This is a genomic window from Bacillus sp. V3-13, from assembly GCF_002860165.1.
In the GTDB taxonomy this organism is placed as follows: domain Bacteria; phylum Bacillota; class Bacilli; order Bacillales; family Cytobacillaceae; genus Bacillus_BJ.
This window is the reverse complement of sequence record NZ_PGUZ01000039.1, coordinates 68,838-83,330: the sequence shown is the minus strand read 5'-3', so window position 1 is coordinate 83,330 and position 14,493 is coordinate 68,838. Positions and strand designations below refer to the sequence as shown.

The 14,493-nt window shown below is 41.8% G+C and carries 16 protein-coding genes; 5 read left to right on the top strand and 11 right to left on the bottom strand.

The window, feature by feature from the left end:
• Nucleotides 1-18: 18 nt before the first annotated feature.
• From CU633_RS14895 to CU633_RS14875, 5 genes are all read right to left on the bottom strand, one after another.
• Entirely contained in the window at nucleotides 19-1,971 is a 1,953-nt protein-coding gene (locus CU633_RS14895; RefSeq protein ID WP_101661384.1) for a DUF6449 domain-containing protein, read from the bottom strand.
• The gene (locus CU633_RS14890) at nucleotides 1,946-2,845 is read right to left on the bottom strand and encodes an ABC transporter ATP-binding protein (RefSeq protein WP_101661383.1); all 900 of its coding nucleotides are present in this window, start codon (nucleotides 2,843-2,845) and stop codon (nucleotides 1,946-1,948) included. Before CU633_RS14890 ends, CU633_RS14895 begins: the two co-directional genes overlap by 26 nt.
• Before the next feature lie 2 nt (nucleotides 2,846-2,847).
• The gene (locus CU633_RS14885; protein WP_101661382.1) at nucleotides 2,848-3,228 is read right to left on the bottom strand and encodes a GntR family transcriptional regulator; all 381 of its coding nucleotides are present in this window, start codon (nucleotides 3,226-3,228) and stop codon (nucleotides 2,848-2,850) included.
• A gap of 176 nt (nucleotides 3,229-3,404) precedes the next feature.
• Nucleotides 3,405-4,556: an acyl-CoA dehydrogenase family protein gene (locus CU633_RS14880; protein WP_101661381.1), complete on the bottom strand. Its 1,152-nt coding sequence runs from the start codon at nucleotides 4,554-4,556 to the stop codon at nucleotides 3,405-3,407.
• A 91-nt stretch (nucleotides 4,557-4,647) separates the two neighbouring features.
• Entirely contained in the window at nucleotides 4,648-5,043 is a 396-nt protein-coding gene (locus CU633_RS14875) for a VOC family protein (protein WP_101661380.1), read from the bottom strand.
• A 268-nt stretch (nucleotides 5,044-5,311) separates the two neighbouring features.
• Here CU633_RS14875 and CU633_RS14870 point away from each other — a divergent pair, with 268 nt between their 5' ends.
• Nucleotides 5,312-6,145, top strand: coding sequence for an undecaprenyl-diphosphate phosphatase (locus tag CU633_RS14870; RefSeq protein WP_101661379.1), 834 nt, complete (start codon nucleotides 5,312-5,314; stop codon nucleotides 6,143-6,145).
• Between the two features lie 150 nt (nucleotides 6,146-6,295).
• Here the strand turns inward: CU633_RS14870 and CU633_RS14865 are convergent, their stop codons facing one another.
• Entirely contained in the window at nucleotides 6,296-7,636 is a 1,341-nt protein-coding gene (locus CU633_RS14865; RefSeq protein WP_101661378.1) for an ABC transporter permease, read from the bottom strand.
• Entirely contained in the window at nucleotides 7,633-8,322 is a 690-nt protein-coding gene (locus CU633_RS14860; RefSeq protein WP_101578610.1) for an ABC transporter ATP-binding protein, read from the bottom strand. The genes CU633_RS14865 and CU633_RS14860 overlap by 4 nt, the downstream gene beginning before the upstream one ends.
• Before the next feature lie 233 nt (nucleotides 8,323-8,555).
• On the opposite strand from CU633_RS14860, the gene CU633_RS14855 reads away from it, so the two are divergent.
• The 3 genes from CU633_RS14855 to CU633_RS14845 are packed head-to-tail and all read left to right on the top strand — an operon-like array spanning nucleotide 8,556 to nucleotide 10,845.
• Entirely contained in the window at nucleotides 8,556-9,395 is an 840-nt protein-coding gene (locus CU633_RS14855; RefSeq protein WP_308314771.1) for an amino acid ABC transporter substrate-binding protein, read from the top strand.
• A complete protein-coding gene (locus tag CU633_RS14850; protein WP_101661424.1) occupies nucleotides 9,382-10,083 on the top strand; it encodes an amino acid ABC transporter permease in 702 nt (233 codons plus the stop codon). Before CU633_RS14855 ends, CU633_RS14850 begins: the two co-directional genes overlap by 14 nt.
• 27 nt (nucleotides 10,084-10,110) lie before the next feature.
• The gene (locus CU633_RS14845; RefSeq protein ID WP_101661376.1) at nucleotides 10,111-10,845 is read left to right on the top strand and encodes an amino acid ABC transporter ATP-binding protein; all 735 of its coding nucleotides are present in this window, start codon (nucleotides 10,111-10,113) and stop codon (nucleotides 10,843-10,845) included.
• Nucleotides 10,846-10,936: 91 nt separating this feature from the next.
• Here the strand turns inward: CU633_RS14845 and CU633_RS14840 are convergent, their stop codons facing one another.
• The 4 genes from CU633_RS14840 to CU633_RS14825 all read right to left on the bottom strand — a co-directional run bounded on the left by CU633_RS14840 (nucleotide 10,937) and on the right by CU633_RS14825 (nucleotide 12,327).
• Entirely contained in the window at nucleotides 10,937-11,176 is a 240-nt protein-coding gene (locus tag CU633_RS14840; RefSeq protein WP_101661375.1) for a hypothetical protein, read from the bottom strand.
• Nucleotides 11,177-11,263: 87 nt separating this feature from the next.
• Nucleotides 11,264-11,560, bottom strand: a complete 297-nt coding sequence (locus CU633_RS14835; protein WP_101661374.1) for a DUF3817 domain-containing protein — start codon at nucleotides 11,558-11,560, stop codon at nucleotides 11,264-11,266.
• Nucleotides 11,561-11,653: 93 nt separating this feature from the next.
• On the bottom strand, nucleotides 11,654-11,908 hold the full coding sequence (locus CU633_RS14830; RefSeq protein WP_101661373.1) for a hypothetical protein: 255 nt from the start codon (nucleotides 11,906-11,908) through the stop codon (nucleotides 11,654-11,656).
• A 23-nt stretch (nucleotides 11,909-11,931) separates the two neighbouring features.
• Nucleotides 11,932-12,327 carry a sporulation protein gene (locus CU633_RS14825; protein WP_101661372.1) on the bottom strand — a complete coding sequence of 132 codons (396 nt, stop codon included), beginning with the start codon at nucleotides 12,325-12,327 and terminating at the stop codon, nucleotides 11,932-11,934.
• A 312-nt stretch (nucleotides 12,328-12,639) separates the two neighbouring features.
• On the opposite strand from CU633_RS14825, the gene CU633_RS14820 reads away from it, so the two are divergent.
• On the top strand, nucleotides 12,640-14,376 hold the full coding sequence (locus CU633_RS14820) for an AAA family ATPase (RefSeq protein WP_101661371.1): 1,737 nt from the start codon (nucleotides 12,640-12,642) through the stop codon (nucleotides 14,374-14,376).
• The last annotated feature ends 117 nt before the right edge of the window (nucleotides 14,377-14,493 follow it).

Genomic DNA, 14,493 nt, shown 5'->3' with positions numbered 1-14,493 from the left:
ACCCCTGTACCTCCTAAACTATTTATCAAAGTAGTCTTTAATAAAATCCGGTAATTTATTTTCTTTAATGCTGGCAATCTCATAATGGCCTTTTTCATGAAAATAGAGCGCAACAATAAATTCTCCATCTATATGCGTCTCAGCCGCTGTCAGTATACTGTTGATTCCGCCTTTGTCTTCAGCCTTGAAGATCTTCCCTTCCTCCTCAAGCTGTTTTAGCAAGGTTTGATCATCAAAAGCTATATAAGGGTCCGGTACTAACTCCCGTTTATTGGCAACAAGGATATAGTTTATATCCTCAGGTAGCAAGCTGGCCTGTGCAAGTAATCCCTTGTCATCGAGCCACTTTTCAAACTGCTTGTAAGATTGCTTCCATTCAACAAAGACTCGCTTATCATTGTCTAGCAATAACTCAACTTCGGAGTTATTGTACGAATAATTATCCATTTGTTCATACGTTTCCAGTTCTGCTTCCTTTTTCAGAATTGTGATTGCTTCCTTAATGTCTTTGCTATCTGCAATGACAGCATGCTTGGTCATAAGCCCTCTCGGGGTAATCGTAATCTTGTCTGCTTCTTCAGCGTCTACCAGAAATATTTCATTGGATGCATGCTTATATTCTATTGATTCTTTAATAGGTTTCAGCAATTCATAAAAATCGTTTTGATTCATTTCATATTCACGTACGATTTTTTTGCCATTTTCAAGTTCATAGGCGAAAAATATCGATTCCTTATTTGCAGATGGTGTATTAATCATGCTACGATGAAGATTCAAAACCGCCTGCACGTTTTCCGGTTCTTTTAATGTAAAAGTCAGCTCGCTTTCATAATCTTCACTATTAACGTACTGATAAGGCATATCACTAACGTAAACCTGTTTTACTTCCGACAATTCAGGAACATTTTTTTCGTATTGATTAAAAATTAACTGGGATGCTCCAAATGATAACGCAATTACCCCGACGAAAATGAAATAGCCTTTTATATTCCTAAAAACACGCCACGTTTTTTGCAAAACCATCTCGGCGATGAAATATCCCAAGATTGAACCAGCGACATAGCCAAAAATCCACCATGAAGATTTCATCCCTATATTGCCAAAGTAAATGCCCCCGAGCAGCATAAAACAAAAGGCAGCACCGTATTTAAACACTGGCGTCAGCTTTTCAAAGGCGATCGCCTGCGAAACGGCCTCAACCTGTCTCTTTTTATAAAAAAATAATGAACCTGCGTACAAAAGCCCAATTAACACAGCATAAATAGATGCTATTGCCGGAGATACAACCCGTGTTTCCAAAACCAGCGCATAAGTGAATGGCGAAAAGGTCTCAATTTTCGTATGTAAGTAATAACTATCAGGGAATCCTAACAGAAAAAAACCGAGATTTGAAACCAACAGAAATACGATTCCGGCAGGGAACACTAAGAAAATATATGATAAACCTCCATGCACTGCAGTGATTCCTGTAAACATTCCGACAAAGACAGCGGCCAGGAAGAGTACAAGGCTGATCAGAACGGTTACTCCACCCCAGTAAAAAATCTCAGCAATCTCAAAATATAGCTTTAAGTCGAAGGCGTTGTATACAATCAATACGACCAACATGGTTAGGATGACCGGAGTCACCAATAATACGGCACCTATTAATGTGTATTGGTGAAAGATTGTGCTTCTCTTCAATGGCAAGCTATGAATTAAATCGGCTTGTTGCTTCACATGCAAAAATCGAAATAGAAATATCGCCAATAAAACCGGGATAGTTAAGATAAACAGCATTTGTATAGGAAAATCCACCTGAAACAGGTTTTCATACTTTTGATAGTTTGGATACTCACTTGATACTTGCATCAGGAGCCTTAAAGGCAAAGCAACAACAAGGCCAAGAAAATACACAATGCCGACCCAGCCAACACTTCTTGTAATCTGGCGGATTATTTCTCTATTAAACAAGGATATTCTTGATGGCATATCCGACATCCCCCATTTCGTATATGAAAATTTCCTCTAAAGTCAGCGAAAGCATATCGAAGATGACCGGATGATATTTTTCAATATGTTCTGCTATTTCTGCTTCTTTGCCCCTCACGATACACAACAGGACGCTCCCTCTTATCTCCTTGTGCAATATCGCCAAATCAGAGAATAGCTGTTCGGGAATAGCGCCTTTAAAGGCTAACTGAATTTTATGGACATCGGCTTTCAGATCATCAAGCTCTTTTTCAAAAAGCAATCGTCCTTTATGAAGAATCCCGACATGGTCACAAATATCTTCAAGCTCCCTCAAGTTATGGGAAGAGATTAAAACCGTCATCTCTCTTTCTGCCACCTCATCGATAATCAGGCTTTTTACCTTTTTTCGGATAACCGGATCAAGTCCATCCATTGGCTCATCCAAAATGAGAATGTCCGGCATCGTTGATAAGGCGAACCAGAAAGCAGCCTGGCGCTGAAGTCCTTTCGAAAATTTATGTATTTTTCTGTCGATATCCATTTCAAAGACCTGGCCCAACTGTTCAAAACGCTCATCGTTCCAGCGGGAATAAACGCTTTTATAAAATTCGGCCATCTGCTGGATCGTATATTGTGAGAAGAAGTAAGGTACATCCGGGATAAAGAAAATCCTGTCTTTTATGTCCGGGTTTTCAAAAACATTCTTGTCATCAATCAGGACTTTGCCGTCATCAGCCCTGAGAATTCCGGCAAGCAGCTTTAAAAGCGTTGTTTTTCCTGCCCCATTTGAACCGAGCATCCCATATATTGAACCATGGTTAATTGTTATATCTACCTTATAAACGGCCTCGAAATCTTCATATGATTTTGTGACGCCCTTAAATTGAATCATCGTTATTTTCCTCCCTGAATGGAAGCATCCAATTCGGTAATGATGGTGAAAAGTTCGCTTACTGGCACTCCGAGATACAATGCTTCAGAAAGCAGCTTGATCAGTTCATTTTTTACTTTCGCAATTTTTTCGGTATTGATCGTTTCATTAGAAGGATTGACGAAGCTCCCTTTTCCTTTGACGGAGTATATATAGCCCTGCAGTTCAAGCTCGCGATATGCTTTCTGAATGGTGTTCGGATTAATTGTCAGCTGCTGTGCCAACGTTCTCACAGATGGCAGCTGCTCATCTGCAGCGAGGACTTCATTTATAATCAGTTCCTTTAGCTTGTCGACTAACTGTTCATAAATGGGCTGCCGGCTTCTCAAGTCTAATTCAAACATTCGCACCCTCCTAACTGTATTATGTGTACTATTTCAAGTAATACAGTTTGATTATATAGTATGGTTTTACTTCTGGAAAGATGTTTTTCGAAAAATTTAATAAAGGATTTGTCAGAAGTATGCAGATTTAAAAGATTAATAAAGAAAACTCGCCATTTGGCGAGTTCCTGTTTATTCTATTTATGTCCTTGAATAGCATGCTGCGCAAGCAAATGGATTGTCATATCATCCATCGGCGGATTGTGAAGCCCGGCACGGACATCGCGGTAATAACGCTGCATCGGGCTCTTTGCCGAAAGGCTTCTTGCGCCGACAACCCGCATCGCAAGATCAACCACCTTGATCGCTGAGTTTGTAACAGCATGTTTGACTGCACCAAGCTCCGGAAGAAGATTGTTTCGTGCATTTTCATTTGATTCATCCCATAATTTTGCCACCGAGTAGAGAAAATGTCTGGCTTTCATCAGTTCGAGTTCGATTTCACCTATTTTTTGCCTGACATTGGGCAAGTCGATGATTGCACCATCAATACTGTTCGGTGAATAGCTTTGAGCAAACTTGATTGCGTGAGATTGGGCTGCCTGCGCTATTCCCATATAGCAGGCCGGGATATGGAGGAGCCAGCCGTTTGCGCGCTTAGCAGACTTTCCGGGCTTCTCGACCAGGAACCGGTCTTCAACAATGACGTTTTCAAGAATTAAATCATGGCTGCCGGTTCCCCGCATCGAGATACTGTCCCAGGTTTCTTCAATGCTGACCCCTGAAGCGGAACGTGGAATCAAGAAGTTCGCCATTTCTTCGCTTTCCTTTAAAGTTGCCGAGACGATAAAAAAGTCAAGTACCGGCGCTAATGTCGTAAACGTTTTTCGGCCGTTAATCACCCATGTTTGCCCTTGTTTTTCCGCCGTTGTCTGTGGCTTTCCCCCTCTCGTCGGGCTTCCTGTTCCCGCTTCTGTAGCAGCAGCATTAATAAGCGCTCCCTTTTTTACTTCTTCACAAAGAAATTGGAACAATGATTCGTCCCACAGCCTTTTTTCACTTAAATTTTTGATAATCCCCATATGCCATCCGATTCCCAGAGCTGTGGAACCATCTCCTTCAGCAATTTTCTCCTGCAGCCTCACAAGCTCATAAAGTGAAATTTCCTTTCCTCCATATTCCTTTGGAACAGTTAAGGCTGTGTATCCGCTCCGTTTAAGATCATCGAAATTTTGAAACGGGAACTCTCCGCTATCATTGTTGCGATTTGCCCGTTCTGAAAAGTTTTCCTTTAGGCTGTCCATAAGTTTGAGACGTTCCTCTATACCATGTAATTCTGCGAAATTCATTTATGTACCTCCAACTTTATATCTATTACATAGCTTATTCATTCTTTCTTAAAATCCGGACCAAAAAATCAGCAGGAACGATCACTTAAGCTTATGTAGCAACCAATTCTATTTTAATCCGATCCGGATCTTCGAAATAAATAGCATAATGGTCAGGTCCACCCGCATAGGGGGATTGATCCGCATACAGGAGCGGTATTCCTTGTGCGGCTAACTTTGCGGCCATTTCATCAACGCGTTCTCTTCCGCTTGCATGGAAAGCAAGATGGTTGAGACCGGTTCGCCGCCGGTGATATGGAATATCGAGGTATTTCTCTTCTGTTTGTACAAACACAATATAAGTATCCCCTAATTTCCAGCTTACGCCTTTGTCCCATTTTTGAAAGGGCTGATATTTTAGTTCAGTCAAGAACCATTCCCAAAATTCAATGCTCTTTTTTAAATCAGAAACATAAATTTCAAGATGATGGATAAGGCCTTCTGCCATGATGGATCCTCCTCATATTTTTTTGCTATAACCTCTTCTGTATAACGACATCATCCCCTACTTTTTGTGCTTTTTTTACAGGTACAATGCGTGATTTGTCTTTTCCTGCGCTTTCCCGAGAAATAAATTCCAAGTAATTATTATTTGGGATGATGATAGTTTTTATTTCCTGACTCTTAATTTAATGATATAGTAAATTTTCGGACAGTGCTTAAATAATGACTCGATTAAAGTTTTGCGATTTTCAAATTTAATTTGGGGTGTTTCAATGAACTTGTGGGAAATTTTCGTTGCAATCGTTTTGGGAATTGTTGAGGGACTGACAGAGTTTATTCCGGTTTCCTCTACAGGACATATGATCATTGTCGATGACTTGATGTTTCAATCAAAAGAATTGTTTTCACAGGAAGTGGCGAACACTTTCAAAGTGGTGATCCAGCTGGGATCCATTTTGGCGGTTGTGATCATTTTTAGAGAACGTTTTAAAGATTTGCTCGGTTTGAAAAAAGGATCTGCGGACGGCACTGCATCTTCTGGACCAAGACTGCAGCTCAAGCATGTGATTGTCGGGCTTTTTCCTGCGGCGTTTTTTGGTTTCTTGTTTGAAGATACAATTGACACGCATTTATTTTCGGTTTATACCGTTGTGATAGGACTTGTCATCGGAGCAGTCTTCATGTTAATTGCAGATTTTCTCCCGAACAAAGTGACAAGCACGCATTCGGTTGATCAAATCACCTGGAAGCAGGCAATTGGTGTCGGTTTATTCCAATGTTTTGCTTTATGGCCAGGGTTTTCCCGCTCCGGGTCAACGATCTCCGGCGGCGTTATTCTTGGAATGAGCCACCGGGCCGCATCCGATTTTACGTTCATCATGGCGGTTCCGATTATGCTTGGTGCAAGCGGACTTTCATTATTAAAAAACTGGCAGTATATCACGATTGACGCCTTGCCATTTTTTATTGCCGGTTTTATCAGTGCGTTTATTTTTGCGATGATTTCGATTCGCTTCTTCCTGGCGCTTATTAATAAAATCAAGCTTGTCCCGTTTGCCATCTACCGGATCGCGCTTGCTGCGTTTATCTATATCGTATTTTTATAAGCTGGAAAAGGCTGCTTCCAATTATCGGGAAGCAGCCTTTTCATTAAAAATATTTGTAACATAAAACAACCCAATTTCCACTTATCTCGTTAAAAATTGATATGAAAAAGCTATCCAAGTGAAATAAATCGCTTCACAAGTATTTAACTATTAAACTTCTCTTCGCAGCGCTTTCAGTACATCAACCCGGGTCGCTCTTTGGGCAGGGCGATAGCCTGAGAGAATCGTAACTCCGTAGCAAATGATCACACAGATAAGCGGCAGTGTAACAGGAATATAGCTGAACATAAGACCTTCCGGAAGCTCCTGGCCAAACGAGCTGCTAATAATGATCGGGAGCAGATAATTTACTATGTAGCTTAACCCGTATGAGACGATCGTGCCAATGAAGGCACCAGCAATGCCGATATAGCTGCTTTCCAGCAGGAAAATGCGCTTAATTGTTCCTGGATTTGCACCGATCGCTTTCATAATCCCGATATCGGGGGCACGTTCGGTCACGGCCATTGTCATCGTATTGTAAATTCCGATTGATGCAATTAGAATCGCAATCGTTCCAACAAAGATGAGCCCGGCTTTAATAACGGTGAAAACCTTATTGACCTCTTCCATCTCACTCACAACAGAGTAAGTTGGATAGTTTTCTTGTTTAAGCGAATCCGTAATCGCCTGGACAGCTTCAAGATTCACAGCGTAAATTTTAACATAATCATAGCTCTGACTATCCACTTCCGGGCTCTCTTCCTCACCCTGGCTCTTAATCATTCCCCGTGGAGTTCCAGTAAACTCTTCGATCTCTGATAATGTTTTCTCTGAAATAAACACGTTTTGATCGATCATCCATTCTCTGCCCGGTTTTTTACCGATTCCGACTACGGTGAGAGGAATCACCTTTTTCTGCTCCTGTCCATCAACATATTGGATCACGGTAAGGTTAAGTTGTTTCCCGACAAGATCCTTTGTATATCGAAATTCTTCTTTCACTTTGCCTGTTTCATCATACAGTTCCTCTTGTTTGGCATCTTTATTGGCCAGTGATTCGACAAAATCATACCCTACCACAATCTCATGATCCGCTTCAGGCAAGCGGCCCTTTGATAGCTCAAAGCCTGCCTTTACCTCCGATGGCACATGGGTAACGATTGTTTCGGCAGATGTTTGATAATTGTCAATTTCGTAGTTTCCCTGCTGCATCAAAGCCTGTCTTCTGGTTACCGCTTTTACATTGTCGATCGACTCAAAATACTTGATATCTTTGTCTGTTAGCGGCAGAAAGGTACCATTTTCTTCTTTTCCAGGCACCTCTATTTCCGTGACCGCGCGATCCTCGGTCATACCTTTGATGATTGATTTATGAAGGCCAAATCCTACCGAGGCAAGTACAATTAAGAAGGCGCATCCCATTGCTGTAGCCAGTATTGTCATAAACAGTCTCGTTTTATTTTTTTTCATATTTTGGCGGACAAATCTGAACTGGTCCTTCAGCTTCATATCAAGGCCCCCTCTAAAATTTGACCGTCAACTATTTCGATCGTCCGGTTCCCGATTTCTGCTACTTTTTCATCATGAGTAATGATTAAAAAAGTAATCTTCATTTCCTGATTTAATTGTTTGATAAACTTTAACAGATCCTGCTCCGTCTCGCTATCCAGACTCCCGGTCGGTTCATCTGCAAGAATCAACGGTGCGCCGGCGACAAGTGCTCTTGCAATGCTAACCCGTTGCTGTTGGCCTCCGGATAATTCGCTTGGATAGTGATCTCCGTACTCCGCCAGACCGACTTTTGCAAGGACGGCCAATGCTTTTTCACGGCGTTCCATCTCGCCCAGCCCTTTTAAAATAAGCGGCAATTCAATATTTTCATAGGCCGTCATACTCGGAATCAGCTGGAAGCTTTGAAAGATAAACCCGATATGGTTTAAACGAAAATCGGCAAATTTCGTTTCGTTCAGGCTGGTCGCCTTTACATCATCGATCCAAATCTCACCGCTGTCGGGGGAAATGAAACCGGCGATTAAATTTAAAAGAGTTGATTTTCCACTCCCGCTTCGCCCAACAATTGTTACGATCTCCCCCTGATTAACCGAAAACGAGACATCCTTTAAAACAGGGATGCTTGTTTTCTTGTCCTTTTTCCCAATGCGAAAAGCATGGGATAGATTCTTTACTTCTATCATTCTGTTTCCTCCTGCTCCAAAAATCGTTTCACCTTATAGACGAACAAAATCGATTTTCCCCTACAATCTTTTTAAAATTTCTTATTTTGCTGGCTAAAAGTTTATTTAGAAAAGGATGATTTACTCCGATTTGGAAACGATAGTAACGGATAAATATTCTTTGACAGGGTATAGGACATATACTATGATAACTAATGCCGATAAAAACTATCAGAATTAGGGAGGAATCATTTTTGAAAAAGCTTACACTTTTATTTGCACTGTTATTAAGTTTTATGCTGATCCTTTCCGCATGCGGAACGAATGATAATAACAATGAAGCTGGAAATAATCAAGAAAATAATGCTGCTGAAGGTGGCAAAACAGAGGAAGATTTACTGGCCAAGGTAAAAGAGGATGGTAAATTATTGATCGGTACAGAAGGTACATATCCTCCATTTTCATTTCATGATGATAAAGGCGAATTAACCGGCTTTGATGTTGAGCTGGCGAGAGAAGTTGCGGGCCGGTTGGGAGTGGAGCCTGTCTTTATGGAAACGCAGTGGGACGCGATGTTTGCCGGGCTTGATTCAAAGCGTTTTGATATGATCGCCAACCAGGTTGGAATTAAGCCGGACCGCGAAGAAAAATATGATTTTTCAAAGCCTTATATTACATCTGCAGCTGTGTTGATTACGCGTGAAGATAATACTGACATCAGCAGTTTTGAAGATCTCGAAGGGAAAAAGTCGGCCCAATCGATGACAAGCAATTATGCTGAGCTTGCCAAATCATACGGTGCAGAAATTGTTGGAGTTGAAGGCTTTAACCAGGCCATTGAGCTTTTAAATTCAAACCGTGTCGATGCTACGATTAACGACAAGCTCTCGTTTCTTGACTTTACAAATAAAAGACCTGATGCTCCGATTAAAATTGCGGCAACATCCGAAGACGCCGCCCAAAGTGGTCTCATGTTCCGTAAAGGCAGTGAGACGCTTGTTGAAGAAGTGAACAATGCTTTGGATGAAATCATTGCAGACGGCACGTATGAAAAAATTTCCGAGAAATGGTTTGGCGAAAATGTACTTGAATAGCATTTTCCCCGATCCTGACAGAGCAGAGCGCCTCATTGAAATTGCAAGGAGTTCCCTCCAGCCTTTGCTGGAGGGAGCTATTTTTAATACAGTTCCTTTAACGATTATTTCGTTTATTTTGGGATTAATACTGGCGATCTTAACCGCACTGGCGAGAATCACAAACATAAGGCCGTTGCAAACGATCGCCAGAGTCTATGTGTCTGCAATCAGGGGAACACCTTTGCTCGTACAATTATTTATCATTTTCTACGGGCTGCCAACGGCGGGAATAGTGATTGACCCGTTTCCGGCAGCTGTCATTGGTTTTTCGCTGAATGTTGGTGCGTATGCATCTGAAATTATCCGGGCCGCAATATTATCGGTTCCGAAGGGGCAATGGGAAGCCGGCTACTCAATCGGGATGTCATACTCGCAAATATTGCGGCGGGTCATCCTTCCGCAGGCTTCGAGAGTATCAATCCCTCCCCTTTCAAATACATTTATCAGCCTGGTGAAAGATACTTCGCTTGCTTCGCTGATCCTCGTTACGGAAATGTTTAGGCGGGCCCAGGAAATTGCCGCGACCAATTATGAATTTCTCCTTCTTTATTCAGAAGCGGCACTCATCTACTGGATTATTTGCTTCTTCCTTTCCATCGTCCAGGGAAGACTTGAAGGCCGGTTTGACCGCTATGTATCAAGATGAGACTTTTAGCATGGGAGGAGAAGAATCATGATTTCTATTAATGGGTTATACAAGCGCTTTGACACACTGGAAGTTTTAAAAGGAATTGATCTTGAAGTTGAAAAAGGAAAAGTTGTCGTTGTGATTGGCCCTTCCGGTTCAGGAAAAACTACTTTGCTTCGTTGTTTAAACCTGCTGGAAACCCCTACAGCCGGCACGATTGCGATTGGGGATAAAAGGATAGATTTTTCCGAAAAACTCGAGAAAAAAAAGATAGCAGCTTTTCGCAGGATGACAGGGATGGTTTTTCAAAACTATAATCTGTTCCCGCATATGACTGCTTTAGAAAATGTAATGGAAGGCCCGGTTACTGTCAAAGGACAATCCAAAGCTGAAGCGCGAAAATTGGCTGAAGCATTACTTTCCAAGGTTGGCTTAGCTGACAAATTCGATTTCTACCCGTTCCAATTATCCGGAGGCCAGCAGCAGCGGGTCGGGATTGCGAGGGGCCTGGCGATGGAACCGAAAGTTATGCTTTTTGATGAGCCGACTTCTGCACTTGATCCCGAGCTTGTCGGTGAAGTGTTGAAGGTGATGAAGGATCTTGCAAACGAGGGAAAAACGATGGTTGTCGTTACACATGAAATGCGCTTTGCAAGAGAAGCGGCGGACGAAGTCATTTTTATGGATGGCGGTGTAATCGTGGAACGCGGGCGTCCGGAAGAAATTTTCACAAGCCCGCAAGAACCGCGTACAAAGCAATTCCTGAATTTAATCCAATAGGCGAAACCCCATGCTCGAAATTAGCATGGGGTGTTCGTTTTAACGAAAGTTTTCTTTTCTGCACATCAACCCAATTCAATTTGGGAATTTTTTAATTTCTTTTCCTAATAAAGAGTCTTTTACCGCTATTTTGCGTGATTTTAGACTTAAATTGGCGGAACAGAAAATTTTCTAAATACCGGCTCGAATATTCGCTGTTTATTTTTTTATCGTGCGAGTCATTGTAAAGCTTCTCGATTGATTTAACGAGGAAAAGATAGTCAGGACCATTTTTATATTCTTCAACCATTTTTCTGGCTGTCTCGTTGACGTAATGATCATGCTTATCCATCGGTAACACCCCACCATTGATGGTCTTATTTTAGTTACCCTTTTTCCCTTTTTATTTTTAGATAAACATCTGCTGCGAATGAGGTTCTCAAGCAATTCCGGAGCGCTGCAAACGGAAATCCAGAATCATATTGCCAAACGGAATGAACGCAACGGCGACCGCACTGGCTACCCAGACAAACGACCAGCGAATTTTAAGAGTTGTATAAGCGATCATCAATAAATAAACAATAAAGAAAAAACCATGAAGCGCTCCGACAACACTGACCACTTCAGGAAACCCTGCAAAGTATTTAAGGGGCATTGCAATAAATAATAGAATCAACAATGAAACACCCTCAATAAAGCCCATCAATCTAAAGCGTCCAATAGGAGTTTTAAGCATGTATCTTCCCTCCAATCTTTTGTTAGTAGCTGAAACATAATATATCCACTATGTATACAGTAAATGAGCCTAAATATAAATGCTCTGTTCTCCTTAAAAAATATTAAATTGCGAATAGCAAGAAAAGGAATAGTCTGCATACTCGTTCTGATTTTGAAACGAACAGGTCGTCATTCCAAGTGCCCTGGCATGAATTAAATCCGTTTCCTGGTCTCCGATTGCAAGTTGGATTCCATACCGCTTCTGTAAAAACTCATATGCTTCAATATCGGGCTTTGGAGAATATCCGTCATCTTCCGGACAAATTACTTCCGCAAAAAAAGGCGAAAGGTCCCAGAAATCAAGCAATTCTTCGGCAGCTTATGATTTCCTTATTGTTTATGAATAATCTCAATATCATCATGATCAATGCTTTTAACACCTTCGTTGAAAATCATCTTTGTTGTAAAGCGGTAGGATCTTAAAGATGACGAATTTTCAATTGTTTCCGGAAGCTGGTAGCTAAAGGAGACCTGGCTTGTTTCTTGAGGACGAATAAACTTGGAAGATAAAATGGTGGTCGAGTCAATGATTTTCTCCGTTTCATCCATCCCGTCCACCATAATCAAATCGCATTCGATCCGTTTGATTTTTTGCTCGACAGCTCCCCCTTTAATGAGAAAGTGTCCAGCTATATACTCTCCAGGCTCGTAGTTCGTTTTTGGCAGCTTAAGATCAATGGCTGCACAGCCAACACCAAATTTCGATAAATATTTGCGCAACTTCACTTCAGGTCCTCCTCGTAAAACTGGCAATGCTGTTCTTATAGAATACCTCTCAAAATAAAAAATATAACTTTGCGTTCGACATACCGCTAATGCGCCCAGCTGCCTCACATTACGGAAAGACCTCCACTTGTTATCCGTAAAAATGTCATTTTCCCAGAATGATCATACTCAGGAGTGACGAGCATGTCAAGCTATTTTAGTTCCTTTGATTGATTACCAACATTCACCAATAAAGATTATGCCCTATTCCCTATTCAACTGGCCTCTTATTCTCTTATAATGGTATATAGATTCATGAAGGAGCTGAAGTGATTGAAATCTAATTCGAAGTTCAAGCTTAAAATCATTCCGCTCATTGCAGCGGTTATTGTCATAGTATCAGCATGTATTTGGGTTATTCATGAGCCAGGCAAATCTACTGCCATTCCCTTTTCTTCTATGGAAAAGATGATCCAGCAACAGAACGGGAAAGCAGTATCTTTACATGAAAAGGCAAACGGAACATTGGAATTGACAACGGACGACGGGAAGTTTGTTTCAGAAATCCCGCCAGGCAGCCAAATGGCTTCAAAGCTTGTGGAAAATTATAATGTTCAATATAGTTATTCTGCCGGCAGCAGCTATGGAAGTCTATTCATGGGCGGAATGGTCATTTTGCTCGTTGCGACGGCATTGATTTTACAGAAAAAAGGAAGCTTTAGTGCTGCGAAAACAAAAAAGCAAAGTTTGACAAAAGCACGTCCTCTTCCTTCCATTTCCTTGAATGATGTCGGCGGTCTTCAGGATGAGATGAAAGAAGAAATCATTCAGACGCTCGCGATTTTAAAAGACCCGGATCGCTCTGCCAAACTCGGCATAAAGCCTCCTAAAGGAATTCTTCTTTACGGACCACCAGGGACAGGCAAAACACTGCTGGCACAGGCGATTGCCCATGAACTGGGGGCGGCCTTCTTCTCAGCAAGCGGTTCCAGCTTTAATGAAATGTTTGTGGGTGTCGGGGCTTCCCGCGTTCGCAGCTTATTCCAAAATGCCCGAAAGCAGTCTCCTGCTGTTATATTTATAGACGAAGTGGATGCTCTTGCAGGCAAAAGAAAGCCCCACGGCGGCGAGGAAAGTGAGAAAACTTTAACTGAATTGCTCGTCCAGCTTGATGGCGGACACTCCAATGATGGAATTTTGTTTATTGCGGCCACCAACAGGAAAGATATGCTCGATGATGCATTTCTGCGACCGGGCCGGATCGACTTTTCCTTCCTTGTTCCTCTTCCTGATACAAAAGGAAGGCGGGAAATTATTGACATCCATACAAAAGGAAAAAAACTTGCTTCTGAAGTAATGGCATCTTTGAATGAGCTTTCCGAGAGCACATCAGGCTTTTCTGGTGCCGAATTGGAATCACTCTTTGAAACAGCCAGCAGGCGGGCGGTTCGTAACGGACAGGATACAATCCAAAAGGACGATATAGATTATGCTTTAGACCGAACGATTCTTGGCAGTACGTCGCGGACATTGCAGGATGCGGAAACGAAACGCCGAGTTGCAATTCATGAAGCCGGACATGCCCTTGTTGCTGCGTTAACAAAACCAGGTTCTGTCAGAAAAGCAACCATCATCCCGCGTGGAGATGCGCTTGGTTACGTGGCGCCAATTCCAAAAGAACTTCATCTGTCTACTACAAGTGAGCTGTTGGATCAAATCGCAATGATCCTTGCCGGCGGCGTGGCAGAAAGATTGCATTTAGGGGAGCACAGCATTGGCGTCAGCGGCGATGTAAAACAAGCGAAGCACATCATCGAGCAAATGGTTGACACCGGCTTGCTTCAGGAAGGTTTTTCATTAACCTTTAATAAAGGCGAAAAAGAATCGAAAATGCAAGCATTGTTTGATGACGCTCTTGAAAAATCGGAAACTTTAATTAAAGCGCATGAGTTCCAGTTTCATAATTTAGTAACAGCCCTTCTCAAACAAGAGACACTGGAAGGCTATGAAATTCAGAGAATAGTTAACGAAAGAGAAGTTTTTAACAATGATGAATTATTAAATGTCTAACAATCGGTCCCTGCCCGGGATCGGTTTTTTGTTTTATATTAAGAAGTGATAGCGTATTTTAATATAAGTTAATGCCCTGCGAATATGTCCGGATAAACTTTTTGATGCTTGCTTGAG